This window comes from Bartonella sp. B10834G3 (assembly GCF_016102505.1).
Taxonomy (GTDB): domain Bacteria; phylum Pseudomonadota; class Alphaproteobacteria; order Rhizobiales; family Rhizobiaceae; genus Bartonella; species Bartonella choladocola.
In genome coordinates, this window is record NZ_JACFOM010000001.1 from 1,088,432 (window position 1) to 1,102,845 (window position 14,414).

At 46.4% G+C, this 14,414-nt stretch carries 12 protein-coding genes; 11 read left to right on the forward strand and 1 reads right to left on the reverse strand.

Going from position 1 to position 14,414, the window contains the following annotated elements; all coding sequences use genetic code 11:
* Positions 1 to 115 precede the first annotated feature (115 nt).
* Both leuS and lptE read left to right on the forward strand, forming a co-directional pair.
* Positions 116 to 2,728 carry a leucine--tRNA ligase gene (gene leuS, locus H3S94_RS04745; protein ID WP_198240408.1) on the forward strand — a complete coding sequence of 871 codons (2,613 nt, stop codon included), beginning with the start codon at positions 116 to 118 and terminating at the stop codon, positions 2,726 to 2,728.
* A complete protein-coding gene (gene lptE, locus H3S94_RS04750; protein WP_077994086.1) occupies positions 2,715 to 3,290 on the forward strand; it encodes an LPS assembly lipoprotein LptE in 576 nt (191 codons plus the stop codon). Before leuS ends, lptE begins: the two co-directional genes overlap by 14 nt.
* Before the next feature lie 654 nt (positions 3,291 to 3,944).
* Here the strand turns inward: lptE and fsa are convergent.
* On the reverse strand, positions 3,945 to 4,598 hold the full coding sequence (gene fsa / locus H3S94_RS04755) for a fructose-6-phosphate aldolase (protein WP_198240409.1): 654 nt from the start codon (positions 4,596 to 4,598) through the stop codon (positions 3,945 to 3,947).
* Positions 4,599 to 4,646: 48 nt separating this feature from the next.
* Here fsa and H3S94_RS04760 point away from each other — a divergent pair, with 48 nt between their 5' ends.
* The 9 genes from H3S94_RS04760 to H3S94_RS04800 all read left to right on the forward strand — a co-directional run bounded on the left by H3S94_RS04760 (position 4,647) and on the right by H3S94_RS04800 (position 14,181).
* A complete protein-coding gene (locus tag H3S94_RS04760) occupies positions 4,647 to 6,899 on the forward strand; it encodes a primosomal protein N' (protein ID WP_369805698.1) in 2,253 nt (750 codons plus the stop codon).
* A gap of 108 nt (positions 6,900 to 7,007) precedes the next feature.
* Complete coding sequence (locus tag H3S94_RS04765) at positions 7,008 to 7,646, forward strand: hypothetical protein (RefSeq protein WP_149866704.1); 639 nt, start codon at positions 7,008 to 7,010, stop codon at positions 7,644 to 7,646.
* A gap of 110 nt (positions 7,647 to 7,756) precedes the next feature.
* The gene (locus H3S94_RS04770) at positions 7,757 to 8,149 is read left to right on the forward strand and encodes a DUF4345 family protein (protein ID WP_077994081.1); all 393 of its coding nucleotides are present in this window, start codon (positions 7,757 to 7,759) and stop codon (positions 8,147 to 8,149) included.
* Positions 8,150 to 8,344: 195 nt separating this feature from the next.
* Positions 8,345 to 8,920, forward strand: a complete 576-nt coding sequence (locus H3S94_RS04775) for a F0F1 ATP synthase subunit delta (protein ID WP_077994079.1) — start codon at positions 8,345 to 8,347, stop codon at positions 8,918 to 8,920.
* Positions 8,920 to 10,449 carry a F0F1 ATP synthase subunit alpha gene (atpA, locus tag H3S94_RS04780; RefSeq protein ID WP_077994078.1) on the forward strand — a complete coding sequence of 510 codons (1,530 nt, stop codon included), beginning with the start codon at positions 8,920 to 8,922 and terminating at the stop codon, positions 10,447 to 10,449. The genes H3S94_RS04775 and atpA overlap by 1 nt, the downstream gene beginning before the upstream one ends.
* A 20-nt stretch (positions 10,450 to 10,469) precedes the next feature.
* A complete protein-coding gene (locus tag H3S94_RS04785) occupies positions 10,470 to 11,357 on the forward strand; it encodes a F0F1 ATP synthase subunit gamma (protein WP_077994076.1) in 888 nt (295 codons plus the stop codon).
* Positions 11,358 to 11,375: 18 nt separating this feature from the next.
* A complete protein-coding gene (gene atpD, locus H3S94_RS04790) occupies positions 11,376 to 12,965 on the forward strand; it encodes a F0F1 ATP synthase subunit beta (RefSeq protein ID WP_077994074.1) in 1,590 nt (529 codons plus the stop codon).
* Between the two features lie 162 nt (positions 12,966 to 13,127).
* Positions 13,128 to 13,532, forward strand: coding sequence for a F0F1 ATP synthase subunit epsilon (locus H3S94_RS04795; protein ID WP_198240411.1), 405 nt, complete (start codon positions 13,128 to 13,130; stop codon positions 13,530 to 13,532).
* 361 nt (positions 13,533 to 13,893) lie between these two features.
* Complete coding sequence (locus H3S94_RS04800; protein ID WP_198240412.1) at positions 13,894 to 14,181, forward strand: hypothetical protein; 288 nt, start codon at positions 13,894 to 13,896, stop codon at positions 14,179 to 14,181.
* The last annotated feature ends 233 nt before the right edge of the window (positions 14,182 to 14,414 follow it).

The window sequence follows — 14,414 nt, forward strand, 5'->3', positions numbered from 1 at the left end:
CTTTCTTCATCAATTTTAATGAATAAAAGCGCATAGAAATGGTTGACGCTTTCCTTAATCCGTGGTGAAGCACGTATTGAGTTTTTTGACCACATTTTGCAAGAGTATAATTGTAATGGCAACCGAACGCTACAATCCACGCGCGACTGAACAGAAATGGCAGTCAATCTGGGGTGAAAAAGAAGTTTTCAAAACTGATAATAATGACCCGCGTGAAAAATACTATGTGTTGGAAATGTTTCCCTACCCTTCAGGGCGCATTCACATGGGGCATGTGCGCAATTATGCGATGGGGGATGTGGTTGCCCGTTATAAACGCGCCCGCGGATTTAATGTTTTGCACCCGATGGGGTGGGATGCTTTCGGCATGCCGGCAGAAAATGCCGCTATGCAACACAAAGTCCACCCGAAAGACTGGACTTACCAGAACATCGCTTCCATGAAAAAGCAGTTGAAGTCCATGGGGCTTTCTCTCGACTGGTCGCGCGAATTTGCAACCTGCGATGTTGAATATTATCATCGCCAGCAGATGCTTTTTCTCGATATGTATGAAAAAGGGCTTGTTGATCGTAAAACATCCAAGGTCAATTGGGATCCGGTCGATCATACAGTGCTTGCAAACGAGCAAGTCATTGACGGGCGCGGCTGGCGTTCGGGTGCTTTGGTCGAACAGCGTGAGCTTACGCAGTGGTTTTTCAAAATCACCAAATTCAGTCAGGAACTTCTGGATGGTTTGAACGGTCTTGATGAATGGCCGGAAAAAGTGCGTGTTATGCAGCGCAACTGGATTGGAAAATCCGAAGGTGCGCTGTTGCGCTGGGAAATCGCCAAGGAAACGCCGATAGACGGTTTCAGTGAAATCGAGTGTTTTTCAACCCGCCCCGATACGATATTCGGTGCTTCGTTTATCGCTATTGCTGCCGATCATCCGCTTGCCCGCAAACTTGCCGAAAAAAATGCGAAACTGAAAGATTTTATCGACGAATGTCACCGCAAGGGAACTTCGACAGCCGAGATAGAAACAGCCGAGAAAAAAGGCTTCGACACCGGTTTGAAAGTGGTTCATCCATTCGATGATAAATGGGAAATACCCGTTTATGTCGCCAATTTCGTTTTGATGGAATATGGTACAGGGGCAGTTTTCGGCTGTCCTGCCCACGATCAACGCGATCTTGATTTTGCCAATAAATATGAATTGCCGGTACGTCCGGTTGTTTTGCCAGAAGGTGCGGACCCCGACAGTTTTGTTGTAACGGAAGAAGCCCATACCGAAGACGGCGTTATGATTAATTCCGGTTTTCTTGACGGATTAAAGCCGAAAGCCGCATTTGAAGAAGTTCTCAAACACTTGTCAGGCCAGATGTTGAACGGTCGTCCGCAAGCCGAGCGGAAAGTTCAATTCCGCCTGCGTGACTGGGGTATTTCGCGCCAACGCTATTGGGGGTGCCCGATTCCGATTATCCATTGTGATGATTGCGGGGATGTACCGGTTCCGCGTGCCGATTTACCGGTAAAATTGCCTGATGATGTCACATTCGACAAACCTGGTAATCCGCTTGATCGCCACCCGACATGGAAATTTGTCAAATGCCCGCATTGTGGCAAGCCGGCACGGCGGGAAACCGATACGATGGATACTTTTGTTGATTCCTCGTGGTATTATGCCCGCTTTACTGCGCCACGGGAAAATGAACCGACAAACAGGGAGGCGATCAGGAAATGGTTGCCGGTCGACCAATATATCGGTGGCATCGAACACGCAATTTTGCATTTGTTGTATTCGCGCTTTTTCATGCGGGCAATGAAAATGACCGGCCACGTCAATGTTGACGAGCCGTTCAAAGGGCTATTTACGCAAGGCATGGTGGTTCACGAGACCTATCATAACAAGGAAGGTTGGGTTGCACCTGCCGATATCCGGATTGTAGAAAAGGATGGTGTGCGTCGTGCGACACTTCTCTCCGATGGCAGTCCGGTAGAAATCGGTTCAATCGAAAAAATGTCGAAGTCGAAGAAAAATGTTGTCGACCCTGATGATATTATTTCTTCCTATGGTGCTGATACCGCACGGCTTTTCATGCTGTCCGATTCACCGCCCGAACGCGATGTTATCTGGACCGAAGCAGGAGCAGAAGGTGCTCACCGTTTTGTGCAACGTGTCTGGCGGTTGATTTCGTCAAGTGCCGAAATATTGGCACATGTCAAACCGCAAGCCGGAACAAAGGGTGCAGCACTTGATATTTCCAAAGCGGCGCATCGCACACTTGCGAAAGTGGCCGATGACATTGAAAAGCTTGCTTTCAACCGCGCTGTGGCGCGCCTTTATGAACTCGTCAATAAACTCGCTCCGGAGTTACAGAATCTGGAACAAGCCGATGACGAAAAGAGGTCGGCACTCAGACAGGCTCTGGATTTCTTCATCATCATGATTTCGCCAATGACTCCGCATCTGGCGGAAGAATGTCATGCTGCTTTGGGAGAGACCGATCTGGTTGCCAAGATGTCCTGGCCACACTACGACCCTGCTTTAATTGTGGATAACGAGATAACTATCCCGATCCAGATTAACGGGAAAAAGCGTGGTGATTTGACAATTGCCCGCAATGCGGATCAATCTACTATCGAAAAGGCTGTTCTTGCGCTCGATTTTGTGCAATCAAATCTGGCAGGCAAGAAGCCGAAGAAAATAATTGTAGTTCCACAAAGGATCGTCAATGTTGTTGCCTGACCGTATTCTACATAGCATCAGACCTTTAACAACTGCTGTACTATTGGGGACAACGCTTGCTATATCGGCTTGTACTGTCCAGCCGCTCTATCACGGCGACGCGAATGGTACGGCGCAACTTAATGTTTCGCCGTCTATCCGCTCGAAATTGTCTGGCGTTATTATTGACGCACCAACTGACCGGTTTAACCAGTTGGTTCGTAACCGGTTGATTTTCTTGTTAAATGGTGGAGCAGGTGAGCCATCCGCGCCGACTTACCAACTGTCGCTTGGAACAAGTTATTCTGTTCGTACGGCTGTCCAGATGGATATTGGCGATTCGACCGATCGTACGGGCCGTGCATCTGCCGGTGCTATTGATGGCCGTTCAAGCTATGTTCTTAAAGATATGAAGAATAAACCGCTTGCCAAACGCACACGGACTGTCAGTGCCTCGTTTGACCGTCCTCGTCAGGAATATGCAAACTTGCAAGCCGAAGAGGATGCCAAGAAGCGTGCAGCAGAAGAGCTTGCCGAACAGATCTTCCTGTCTCTGGCTCAGGACGTATCGAAGTTGAAGTGATTCGTTGTTCCGGCAGGTGAAAAATCTGCCGGAATTTTTTAATTCTATTCCGGTTGTTTTGTTTATATCATTGCGAAACACTGTTCTATTACAAATCGCCATCCGGAATTCGAGCGCTCTTGTTGTTCTGTTGAATTCGATAATTTTTTAACTTTTTGGATTGGCGTTATCCGCTTCTATCGTAAGTGTTGAAGAGATTGACGAAAAATCGACGCCTTTTCCTTGGTCGATATTTTGTGGAATTATTCGTTTAACCGGATGCATTCATTTATACTCACACTTATAGAGCCATATGCGACATGTGCGAGTATAGCGGTTTGACAAAACGGTCTTACTTGCCATGCAGTCTTATATGTCATGGCGGATATAATCATCTTCCGGTTCATTCGGGTTGTTGTTTTTTTTAAGAAAATATCCGGATGACAATATATGATATGAACAGGAAAAAGCCCGATCATTCAATCATATGTTTGGTCAAGGACTCAAACAATCGTTCATAAAACGGGTTTCAAAATTGGATGGATCGCATTTTTCATGTTAGCGGATAATATAAACCGGATAAAATAAAAGCATTGGAAAATCGCTTTTTCCAATGCTTTTGTTTGGCCGCAAATCGGGCTTTCAATTGTTATTTGTCTTTGTTGAAATCGTGGCTCAGGCAATGGTCTGGCCGGTTTTTTTCCAATCATTCATGAAAATTTCAAGACCTTTATCGGTCAGCGGATGTTTTATCAGCAATTTCAAAATTGAAGGTGGAATTGTCGCGACATCGGCACCGATAAGGGCGGCTTCCTTGACATGATTGACCGTGCGGATAGAGGCGGCAAGAATTTGGGTTTTAAAATCATAATTATCAAAAATTGTACGGATTTCACCAATCAGATCCATGCCGTTCAATCCGAGATCATCAAGTCGTCCGATAAAAGGTGAAACATAGGTTGCGCCGGCTTTGGCTGCAAGCAATGCCTGAGTGGCTGAAAAACATAAAGTCATATTGGTTTTCAGTCCTTTTCCGGCCAGAGTCTTACAGGCTCTCAATCCGTCAAATGTCATCGGAAGCTTGATGCAAATATTGTCGGCTACTTTTGCCAATATTTGCGCCTGTTTCATCATTCCGTCAAAATCGCTGGCGGTCACTTCCGCTGATACAGGCCCGTCTACGAGTGCACAAATCTCTTTTGTTACTTCGATAATATCCCGACCGGATTTCAAAATAAGGGAAGGGTTGGTTGTGACACCGTCAACAAGTCCGAGATTATTGAGTTCCGAAATCTCTTCGATAATAGCAGTATCAACAAAAAATTTCATGTTTAGACTCCCAAGTTTTCCGGTACGATCCGGCATTTGGCAATTGCTATGATTTTGCTGTTATGGTCCATTGTTTTATGTAAAAGCAAGTCCAACATGTTACGAGCGATGATAAAAAACGAATCAAAGACACCAAAAACCGTTTCAGTGTTGGTACCGATGCCGGCAGAAACAGCTTATAGCTATTCTGTGCCCGACGATATGAATGTAACTGCCGGATCGATTGTGCGCGTGCCTCTGGGGCCAAGAGAAGTGGCCGGTCTCGTGACCGATGAAGCAAACAGCAGTAACAAAGTGGCAGCAAAAAAATTGCGGCCGATTTCCCGATTGTTCGATTGTCCGCCACTTTCTGCGGATATGATGCGCTTTATCCATTTTGTTTCGGATTATACTTTGTCCCCTCCGGGGATGGTGGCTCGTATGGTTTTACGGGTTCCGGCGGCATTTGATCCCGAACCGGCAATTCCGGGCTTGCGCTATTGTGGTGGCAAAGTCGAAAAAATGACGGCTGCACGCAAACGCGTTCTGGAACTTGCACAAAATGGCATGGCCTGGACCAAATCGGGGCTTGCCCATGCTGCCGGCACGTCGACAAGTGTTGTCGAAGGGTTGAAAAATTCCGGTCTATTTGAAGAAATAGAAATGCCGCCACCCCCTGTGGTCGCTTGTCCCGATCCCGATTATGCCCGTCCGTCATTGGAAACAGCACAGAAATTGGCCGCTGATGAACTTATCAATGCCGTCGAGGCGGATTGTTTCAAAGTCTTATTGCTGGATGGTGTGACCGGTTCGGGAAAAACGGAAGTCTATTTTGAAGCGGTTGCGGAAACGCTTAAAAAAGGCAAACAGGTTCTTATTCTTTTGCCGGAAATAGCGTTAACCCAGCAATTTCTTGACAGGTTTGAAAGCCGCTTCGGTGCACCACCGGCAGAATGGCATTCCGATCTCACACCGAAACAACGCGAGCATGTCTGGCGACAGGTCATTGAAGGGCGGATAAGAGTCGTTGCCGGAGCCCGTTCTGCTCTGTTTCTTCCTTTTGAAAATCTTGGACTGATTATTGTCGATGAAGAACATGACACTGCTTACAAACAGGAAGATCGTGTCTTTTATAATGCGCGTGATATGGCAGTTGCGCGCGGTTCTTTCGGAAAATTTCCGGTTATTTTATCTTCCGCTACACCGTCGGTGGAAAGCAAGGTCAATGCCCTTCAGGGGCGTTATCACGCGGTTCATCTTCCATCCCGTTTCAAACAGGCGGCGATGCCGGATTTGCGCGCTATCGATATGCGCAAAAATGCACCTCCGTCTGGCCGGTTTTTGTCACCGCCGCTCGAATTGGCTATGCGCGAGGTGATCGAGCGCAAAGAACAATCCCTTATTTTTCTTAATCGACGTGGTTATGCTCCTTTGACATTATGTCGTGTCTGCGGTCACCGTTTCCAATGCCCGAATTGTTCAAGCTGGTTGGTGGAACATCGCTTTCGCGGGCAACTTATGTGCCACCATTGCGGCTATCATGAACCTATACCGGAAGCTTGTCCCGAATGCGGCACACTCGATCATCTGGTTGCTTGTGGTCCGGGGGTGGAAAGAATTGCCGAGGAAACGTTGAAGCTTTTTCCTGAGGCACGCATTCTGGTGTTGTCGACCGATTTGATAGGGGGTGTCAAAAGACTGCGGCTGGAGCTTGAAACAATTGCAAAAGGTGAAGTCGATATTATCATCGGAACGCAATTGGTTGCCAAAGGTCACCATTTTCCCGGAATTTCACTGGTTGGCGTGGTTGATGCCGATCTCGGACTTGCCAATGGCGATCCGCGTGCAGCCGAAAGAACATTTCAACTTTTGTCGCAAGTCACCGGTCGCGCAGGCCGTACCGGATTGAAAAGTCAGGGATTGATCCAAACCTATCAGCCCGATCACCCCGTTATGCAGGCTATTATTTCGGGCGATAGTGAAGCTTTCTACAAAAGAGAGATTGACGAAAGGGCACGGCATAACCTTCCGCCTTTCGGGCGTCTGGCTGCACTTATCGTTTCATCGGAAAACCGGAGTGCCGCTGAAGCACATGCACGCGGTTTGCGTCAGGCTGCACCATCGGCAGATGAAATATCGGTTCTGGGGCCTGCCGAAGCACCATTGGCATTGGTACGCGGAAGATATCGCTTCCGGCTGCTTGTTCATGGAAGCCGCCGTGCCGATATGCAATCTTTCATTCGTGCAATGATTGCCAGGGGGCCGAAAATCCGTGGTACAATACGTGTGCAGGTTGACATTGATCCACAAAGTTTCATTTAATGTTGGTGCTTCGGCATCAAAAGGGAAAGCCGCGTAAGTTTGAAAACGCGTGAATTTGAAAAGATGTCGAGCTTGGGCGTTCCAAATCGTATCCAGGGGATCGGGATAATGCGTTTTTTATTGGTATTATCAGCCTTGCTGCTTTCGACAAGCACAGTTTTTTCTCAATCTGTTTCCGACGTTATTGGCCACGATAGCCAGAATAACAAAAAAAGTGCCGATGTTACGGTTTTTGTTTTTGCCTATAGTATGCTCAAAGAATCGGACAAAGTGTTTATGCCGATGATTGAAGAACCGGCAAACAATATGCTGAAGATCTGTAAAAAGCCTTCCCGTAAGGCAAGACAATGGGTCTATATGAATATTGTCCAGCAATACGATCATATTCTCAAGGAAATTTATCAATTGGAAAAGGGGTTGAGTATCAATGGCAAGGCAGAGCCTGGTCCCGTAGCCACGCGCATGGCAAAAACATTGAGTGAACGTCGCGATATGATGGAAACTGCACGTGCACTCGATCTTTCTTCCGAAGTGGTGGAAGGGCGCATGGAAAACAACGATGCTTTGATGGATAAGGCACTCATTGAAACGGGCGATACTGTTGCATCTTCGGCATTTGATACTTTCAGGGAAACAAATACTGCAAAAATAAAGTCCGTTCCTCAGGATATTGAAAAAATGTTGCAAGAAAATTGCCTGAAAGATCCGTCGGGGGAAGAGAATTTCATTGTACCATCAGCCCAATAATCATTGTCCCCGTTTTCTTTTTTGCGAAAGCATGCATATAGAATCGTAACGCAGGTATTATAGGAAATGAAGCACAATTCGGGCTTTACAGGATCTGGAGGCAGGTAATCATGATTGAACTATACTTTCCCCAAACTTGCGGAGAATGGCTTGCCTGGCTCGTGGCGTGGGGATATGTGATTGTCGGCTTGTTCTATTTTTTCTGGCCGAAAGTCGCAATGCGTATGTTCTGGACCTACCCGCAACAAGAATCAGCATCACTTCTTGCGGCAATAAGGGGAAATATGGGTGGCCTACCAATTGGTCTGGGGATAAGTTACCTGTTATTTGCCCAGCCATTTCTTGCGATTGCACTGTTTTTAGCAGCATTTTTTTGCATTGTAGGAAGGCTTGCTTCATTTATAATTGACAAAAGCTTTTCTGGCTTTAATGTCATTGCGCTATTAATCGAAATAGTGTTTGCATTAGCCAGTTTTGTTTATGCTTTCGGTTTTGTAGCTTAAATATTAAAAAAATAAGGCATAGTTTTAAAAAGCAGCCTGTTGCGGTGTTGCGAGTCGCAATTGTGTATGCTAGATGGCTATCAACTTTTTAATATTTAAATAGCGGTTGCATACCGACAACGTGAAAAGTTATCTGGCATCACCGAGTTGGCAGTTTTTATGTCAGCTCTCTGCTAAGGGGAAAGACAGGATAGAGTGTCAAAGTCGTCTTCGCTTACATCTGCAGTAGCCGAACGTTATGCTGCTTCACTTTTTGATCTGGCACATGAATCCGACTGTGTCGATGCTGTAGAAAAAGAACTATCTTCATGCCTTTCATCAATCGAATCAAATGACGATTTAAAACGTCTGGTTTTCAGTCCGGTTTTTTCATCTGTCGAACAGGAAAAAGCAGTGGCTGCTTTGTGCAAAGAAGCAGGAATGGACAAAAATAAGGCCAGTCGTTATGTCGCCAATTTTTTATGTGTTGTAGCATCCAACCGGCGGCTTTTTGTATTGCCGGCCATTGTTTCGGCCTACCATGCTATGGCAGCCAAATTCCGCGGAGAAATATCGGCGGAAGTTGTTTCGGCACAACAATTGACTTCAGCTCAGGAAAAAGAGCTGAAAGCAACATTGAAAGGTGTAGCAGGTAAAGATGTAACCCTGCATACAACTGTAAATCCGGATATATTGGGTGGTCTTATCGTCCGACTCGGTTCGCGTCAGATTGATACGTCACTTTTATCGAAATTGTCTTCGCTTAAGCTTGCACTGAAAGAGGTCGGCTGATGGATATTAAACCGTCGGAAATATCTAAAATCCTGAAAAATCAAATCGAAAATTTCGGTAAGGAAGCCGAAGTTTCCGAAGTTGGTCAGGTTCTGTCTGTGGGTGACGGTATCGCCCGTGTTTATGGTCTGGATAATGTTCAGGCCGGTGAAATGGTCGAATTTCCCGGTGGTGTGCGCGGTATGGCGCTCAACCTCGAAACTGATAATGTCGGTGTTGTTATTTTCGGCTCGGACCGCGATATTTGTGAAGGTGATACGGTCAAGCGCACAAAAACCATTGTTGATGTTCCTGTCGGTCCGGAACTTCTTGGCCGTGTCGTCGACGCTTTGGGTAACCCGATTGATGGCAAAGGTCCGATCAATGCCAAAGAACGCCGCCGCGTTGATGTAAAGGCTCCCGGAATTATCCCGCGTAAATCGGTTCATGAGCCGATGTCGACCGGTCTTAAGGCGATTGATGCACTTATTCCGATTGGGCGTGGCCAGCGTGAACTCGTCATCGGCGACCGTCAGACAGGTAAAACGGCAATTCTGCTTGATACATTTCTTAATCAGAAGCCGGCACATGACGAAAATAAAGAAAAAGACAAACTTTATTGCGTCTATGTTGCAGTCGGTCAAAAACGTTCGACCGTTGCGCGCTTTGTCAAGGCTCTGGAAGAACGTGGCGCACTCGAATATTCGATCATTGTGGCTGCCACTGCTTCCGAACCTGCTCCGATGCAGTTTATTGCACCATTTGCCGGTTGTGCAATTGGCGAATATTTCCGTGATAACGGCAAGCATGCATTGATCGGCTATGACGACCTGTCGAAACAGGCTGTGGCCTATCGTCAAATGTCATTGTTGCTGCGCCGTCCGCCGGGGCGTGAAGCTTATCCGGGCGATGTCTTCTATCTGCACTCCCGTTTGCTTGAACGCGCAGCCAAGATGAACGATGCCCATGGTGCGGGTTCGCTAACAGCTCTTCCTGTTATCGAAACACAGGCCAATGACGTTTCGGCCTATATTCCGACCAATGTTATTTCGATTACAGATGGTCAGATATTCCTTGAAACGAATTTGTTCTATCAAGGTATCCGTCCGGCTGTGAATGTCGGTTTGTCGGTTTCGCGTGTTGGTTCTGCTGCCCAGATCAAGGCAATGAAGCAGGTTGCAGGTTCGATCAAAGGTGAACTTGCACAATATCGCGAAATGGCGGCTTTTGCCCAGTTCGGCTCCGATCTTGATGCTTCGACCCAGCGTTTGCTCAATCGTGGTGCACGACTGACCGAGCTGTTGAAGCAACCACAATTTTCACCGTTGAAGACAGAAGAACAGGTTGTTGTTATTTTTGCCGGTGTTAATGGCTATCTCGACAAGATTGCTGTCAATCAGGTTAGCAAGTTCGAGCAAGGATTTCTGACATTGATGCGGACCGATCACAAGGATATTCTTGATGGTATCCGTAACGAGCAAAAGTTGACAGATGAATTGAAGAATAAGCTTACGACTGTTTTGGAAACTTATTCCAAGAATTTTTCTTGATCTTATGATGGGACGGTTTAATGGCTTCGTTAAAAGATCTTAGAGATCGTATCGCCTCGGTTAAGGCGACGCAGAAAATCACCCGTGCGATGCAAATGGTCGCTGCGGCGAAACTGCGTCGCGCCGAAGAGGCGGCGGAAGCAGCGCGTCCGTATGCGCAACGTATGGCTGCGGTGCTCACCGATCTTGCTTCTCGTATCGGGGCAGAAGATGCGCCAAAACTGATGGTGGGAACCGGTAAGGACAATGTCCACCTTCTTATTGTCTGCACGGCGGAGCGCGGGCTTTGCGGTGGTTTCAATTCACAGATTGCCCGTCATGCGATAGAGCATATCAAAGTTCTGCTCGCAGAAGGCAAGACTGTCAAAATTTTGACTGTGGGCAAAAAAGGCTTCGATATTCTGCATCGTGATTTCGGTCAATACATTATCGATCATATCAGCTTGCGTGAAGCCAAACATCTTAACTATTCACACGCCAAAAATATTGCTGAAAAAGTTATCGAATTGTTCAAAAATGGCGAATTTGATGTTTGCACATTGTTCTATTCGGAATTTGTGTCGGTCATCAATCAACAGCCGACAGCCCAGCAACTTGTTCCTGCTCCTACAATTGAAGAGGAAGAAGACATTCAGGAAAAATCTGTTGTTCCTGCCGTTTATATTTATGAACCTGATGCAGCGACAATTCTGGATACGCTTATTCCGCGAAATATCGGAGTGCAGATTTTTCGGGCACTGCTTGAAAACGGGGCCGGAGAAATGGGTGCCAAGATGAGCGCGATGGATAATGCAACGCGTAACGCCGGTGAAATGATCAATAAATTGTCGATCACTTATAACCGTCAACGTCAGGCTCAGATCACGACAGAACTGATAGAAATTATTGCGGGCGCAGAAGCGCTCTAATATGGAAGGTAAGGATCGATGGCAAAAGCGGCGACCCCAAAGACGGCAGCCACAAAGGCTGCGGAAAAGAAAGTAACAGCAAAAGCTGCTGCCAAACCGGCAGCCTCGACAGCTTCAGCTAAAACAGCACCGGCATCTGCCAGTAATAAAGATGCCTATAAGCTTGACACGACAAAAGGTGTTGTCGGGCACGTAACGCAAATCATCGGTGCTGTTGTCGATGTTCAGTTTGACGGGCATTTGCCGAAGATCTTGAATGCGCTTGAAACCGAAAATCTGGGACATCGGCTCGTTCTCGAGGTTGCCCAGCACCTCGGCGAAAATACAGTTCGTACAATTGCAATGGACACCACCGACGGCTTGGTTCGCGGTCAGGAAGTTGTCGATACCGGCGCACCGATCTCGGTTCCAGTCGGCGAAGCAACGCTCGGTCGTATCATGAATGTTATCGGCGAACCGGTTGACGAAGTCGGACCGATCCAATCCGATAAAAAGCGCGCCATTCACCAGCCGGCTCCGGCCTATGTCGATCAATCGACCGAATCGGAAATTCTGGTTACCGGTATCAAGGTGGTTGATCTTCTTGCTCCTTATTCAAAAGGCGGTAAAGTCGGTTTGTTCGGTGGTGCCGGTGTGGGCAAAACAGTTCTGATTATGGAACTCATCAACAATATTGCCAAGGCACATGGTGGCTATTCGGTTTTTGCCGGTGTTGGTGAACGTACCCGTGAAGGTAACGACCTTTATCACGAAATGATCGAAAGCCATGTGAATGTCGATCCGAAAGAGCATAACGGTTCTGCAAAAGGTTCAAAATGTGCTCTGGTTTATGGACAGATGAACGAATCACCGGGTGCTCGCGCCCGTGTAGCGCTATCGGGTCTTACGGTTGCTGAAAGCTTCCGCGATGACGGTCAGGATGTTTTGTTCTTCGTGGATAATATTTTCCGCTTTACCCAAGCCGGTTCGGAAGTTTCCGCTCTTCTCGGCCGTATTCCTTCGGCAGTGGGCTATCAGCCGACTTTGGCGACCGATATGGGTGCTTTGCAGGAACGTATTACAACAACCAACAAAGGTTCGATCACATCCGTTCAGGCCATTTACGTCCCTGCCGATGACTTGACCGATCCGGCTCCTGCAACATCGTTTGCCCACTTGGATGCGACGACTGTTTTGTCACGTTCGATTGCTGAAAAGGGTATTTATCCCGCTGTCGATCCGCTTGACTCTTCGTCGCGTATGCTTGACCCGCTTGTTGTCGGTGAAGAACACTATAATGTTGCCCGTCAGGTGCAGACTATTCTTCAACGTTATAAATCGCTGCAAGATATTATCGCAATTCTTGGTATGGACGAGTTGTCGGAAGAAGATAAGCTTGTTGTGGCTCGTGCCCGCAAGATCGAACGTTTTCTGTCCCAGCCATTCCACGTTGCCGAAGTGTTCACCGGTTCACCGGGGAAACTGGTTGCCCTTGAAGACACAATCAAAGGCTTTAAAGGACTTTGCGCCGGTGAATATGACTATCTTCCGGAATCGGCTTTCTATATGGTTGGTTCGATCGACGAAGCTGTCGAAAAAGCGCAGCGTCTTGCCGAGCAGGTATCGTAATAAAATTGGTTCTGTCGCCTTTTATATTGGCGACAGAACCGTTTGCAGTGTCTTGCCCGCACGGGAAGATCTAATTTTGCACTGCAAATAGTTTGAAATCTTCAGGTCTTCTGGACTTATGCGGATTTTATCATTTGTCGTTAGTGTAAGGTGACGAAAGATATGGCTAAGACGTTTTTATTTGAACTGGTTTCTCCGGAGCAATTGTTGCTTTCGGAGCAGGCAACAGAAGTTGTCTTGCCGGGAAGTGAAGGCTATATGACCATTCTTCCGGATCATTCTCCTGTTATGACTGCGGTAACCCCCGGAATTATTACTGTAAAATCGGCAACCGGCCAAATGTCTTTTGTTGTTTATGGCGGTTTTGCGGATATAAACCGGAATGGATGTTCTTTGTTGGCCGAGTCGGCGGTATCGCTCGAAAAGTTCGATATAAATGATTTGCAACGGCGTATTGACGAAGCCCGTGATGTCTTCCAGGGAGCCGAGACAGATGAAGCCCGCAATAGAGCAGAAGATTTTCTTCATCAATTGACATCTGTCGAAAATGTTATTTCGACCACCTGATTGGTCGAACTGTTCGGCTAGTCTATCAGAATTTTCAAATTTTACATTTGCGGGGCTACGTCTGTTAGCCCTTTTTTGTTACGTCTGTTAGCCCTTTTTTGGCTTCTTGATATTATAAATTCGGGAAATATTTTTTGAGTTGAAAGTTATTTTACATGTGAATTTGATTGAATTTGTAATTATTATGATGTTAAAAAAATATATATACTGACTTTAATTTAAAAATATAATGATAAATCCGATCTGTTAGCTTAATCTTTTCGTTTCAATTTCAGTTGTATTAAAAAAATAGCGGTAGTCGGCGACGAATTAACTAATATTGTCGATTTCTATGATTGTTTGTTTATCAAAACGAACATCTATGGATATTTTTTCGAGCTTCAATGACAATAGCGTTGTTAGCCTTTTGCAGGCAATTATGCAGCCCGTCATAATCGCGTCACCGATAGACGTGTTTGCAAGAGACGTGTTGACAAGCGATATGTTGGCAAGAGATGCATTTGATAGAAATGTACGTCCTGAAGATGTGCTTGCAAGAGATCTATCTGTCAGGCAAGTGCATGAAAAGGTATCAGAAAAAACGATTAAAATCCTGGCAGCACCAAATAGCTATTGTTCATGGCCGGACACCATCTTTGAAGATCAATAGCGTTCCTTCCGAAACATAAAATTTGAAACAAAATGAACAAAGCCTTGCGGCCGTTACGGATGCAGTTTTTTCTCGAAGCTTGTCAACTTCCAAAAAAAGCACCAATCATGCTGGAACCGGTAAATGTGAGCGTGTGCGGGCAATTGCCAATATACTGGAAATTTTAAAAAATATCGGCCGTTCCGGAAGTCCGGAACGTTCATTTGTACCGAATTTCTTAACGTTAAACACCC

Coding starts and splice junctions, on each gene's coding strand:
- lptE (WP_077994086.1), top strand. CDS start 2,715: ATGTTGTTGCCTGACCGTATTCTACATAGCATCAGACCTTTAACAACT.
- H3S94_RS04795 (WP_198240411.1), top strand. CDS start 13,128: ATGGCTAAGACGTTTTTATTTGAACTGGTTTCTCCGGAGCAATTGTTG.
- H3S94_RS04765 (WP_149866704.1), top strand. CDS start 7,008: ATGCGTTTTTTATTGGTATTATCAGCCTTGCTGCTTTCGACAAGCACA.
- leuS (WP_198240408.1), top strand. CDS start 116: ATGGCAACCGAACGCTACAATCCACGCGCGACTGAACAGAAATGGCAG.
- H3S94_RS04760 (WP_369805698.1), top strand. CDS start 4,647: ATGATTTTGCTGTTATGGTCCATTGTTTTATGTAAAAGCAAGTCCAAC.
- atpA (WP_077994078.1), top strand. CDS start 8,920: ATGGATATTAAACCGTCGGAAATATCTAAAATCCTGAAAAATCAAATC.
- H3S94_RS04770 (WP_077994081.1), top strand. CDS start 7,757: ATGATTGAACTATACTTTCCCCAAACTTGCGGAGAATGGCTTGCCTGG.
- atpD (WP_077994074.1), top strand. CDS start 11,376: ATGGCAAAAGCGGCGACCCCAAAGACGGCAGCCACAAAGGCTGCGGAA.
- fsa (WP_198240409.1), bottom strand. CDS start 4,598: ATGAAATTTTTTGTTGATACTGCTATTATCGAAGAGATTTCGGAACTC.
- H3S94_RS04785 (WP_077994076.1), top strand. CDS start 10,470: ATGGCTTCGTTAAAAGATCTTAGAGATCGTATCGCCTCGGTTAAGGCG.
- H3S94_RS04800 (WP_198240412.1), top strand. CDS start 13,894: ATGGATATTTTTTCGAGCTTCAATGACAATAGCGTTGTTAGCCTTTTG.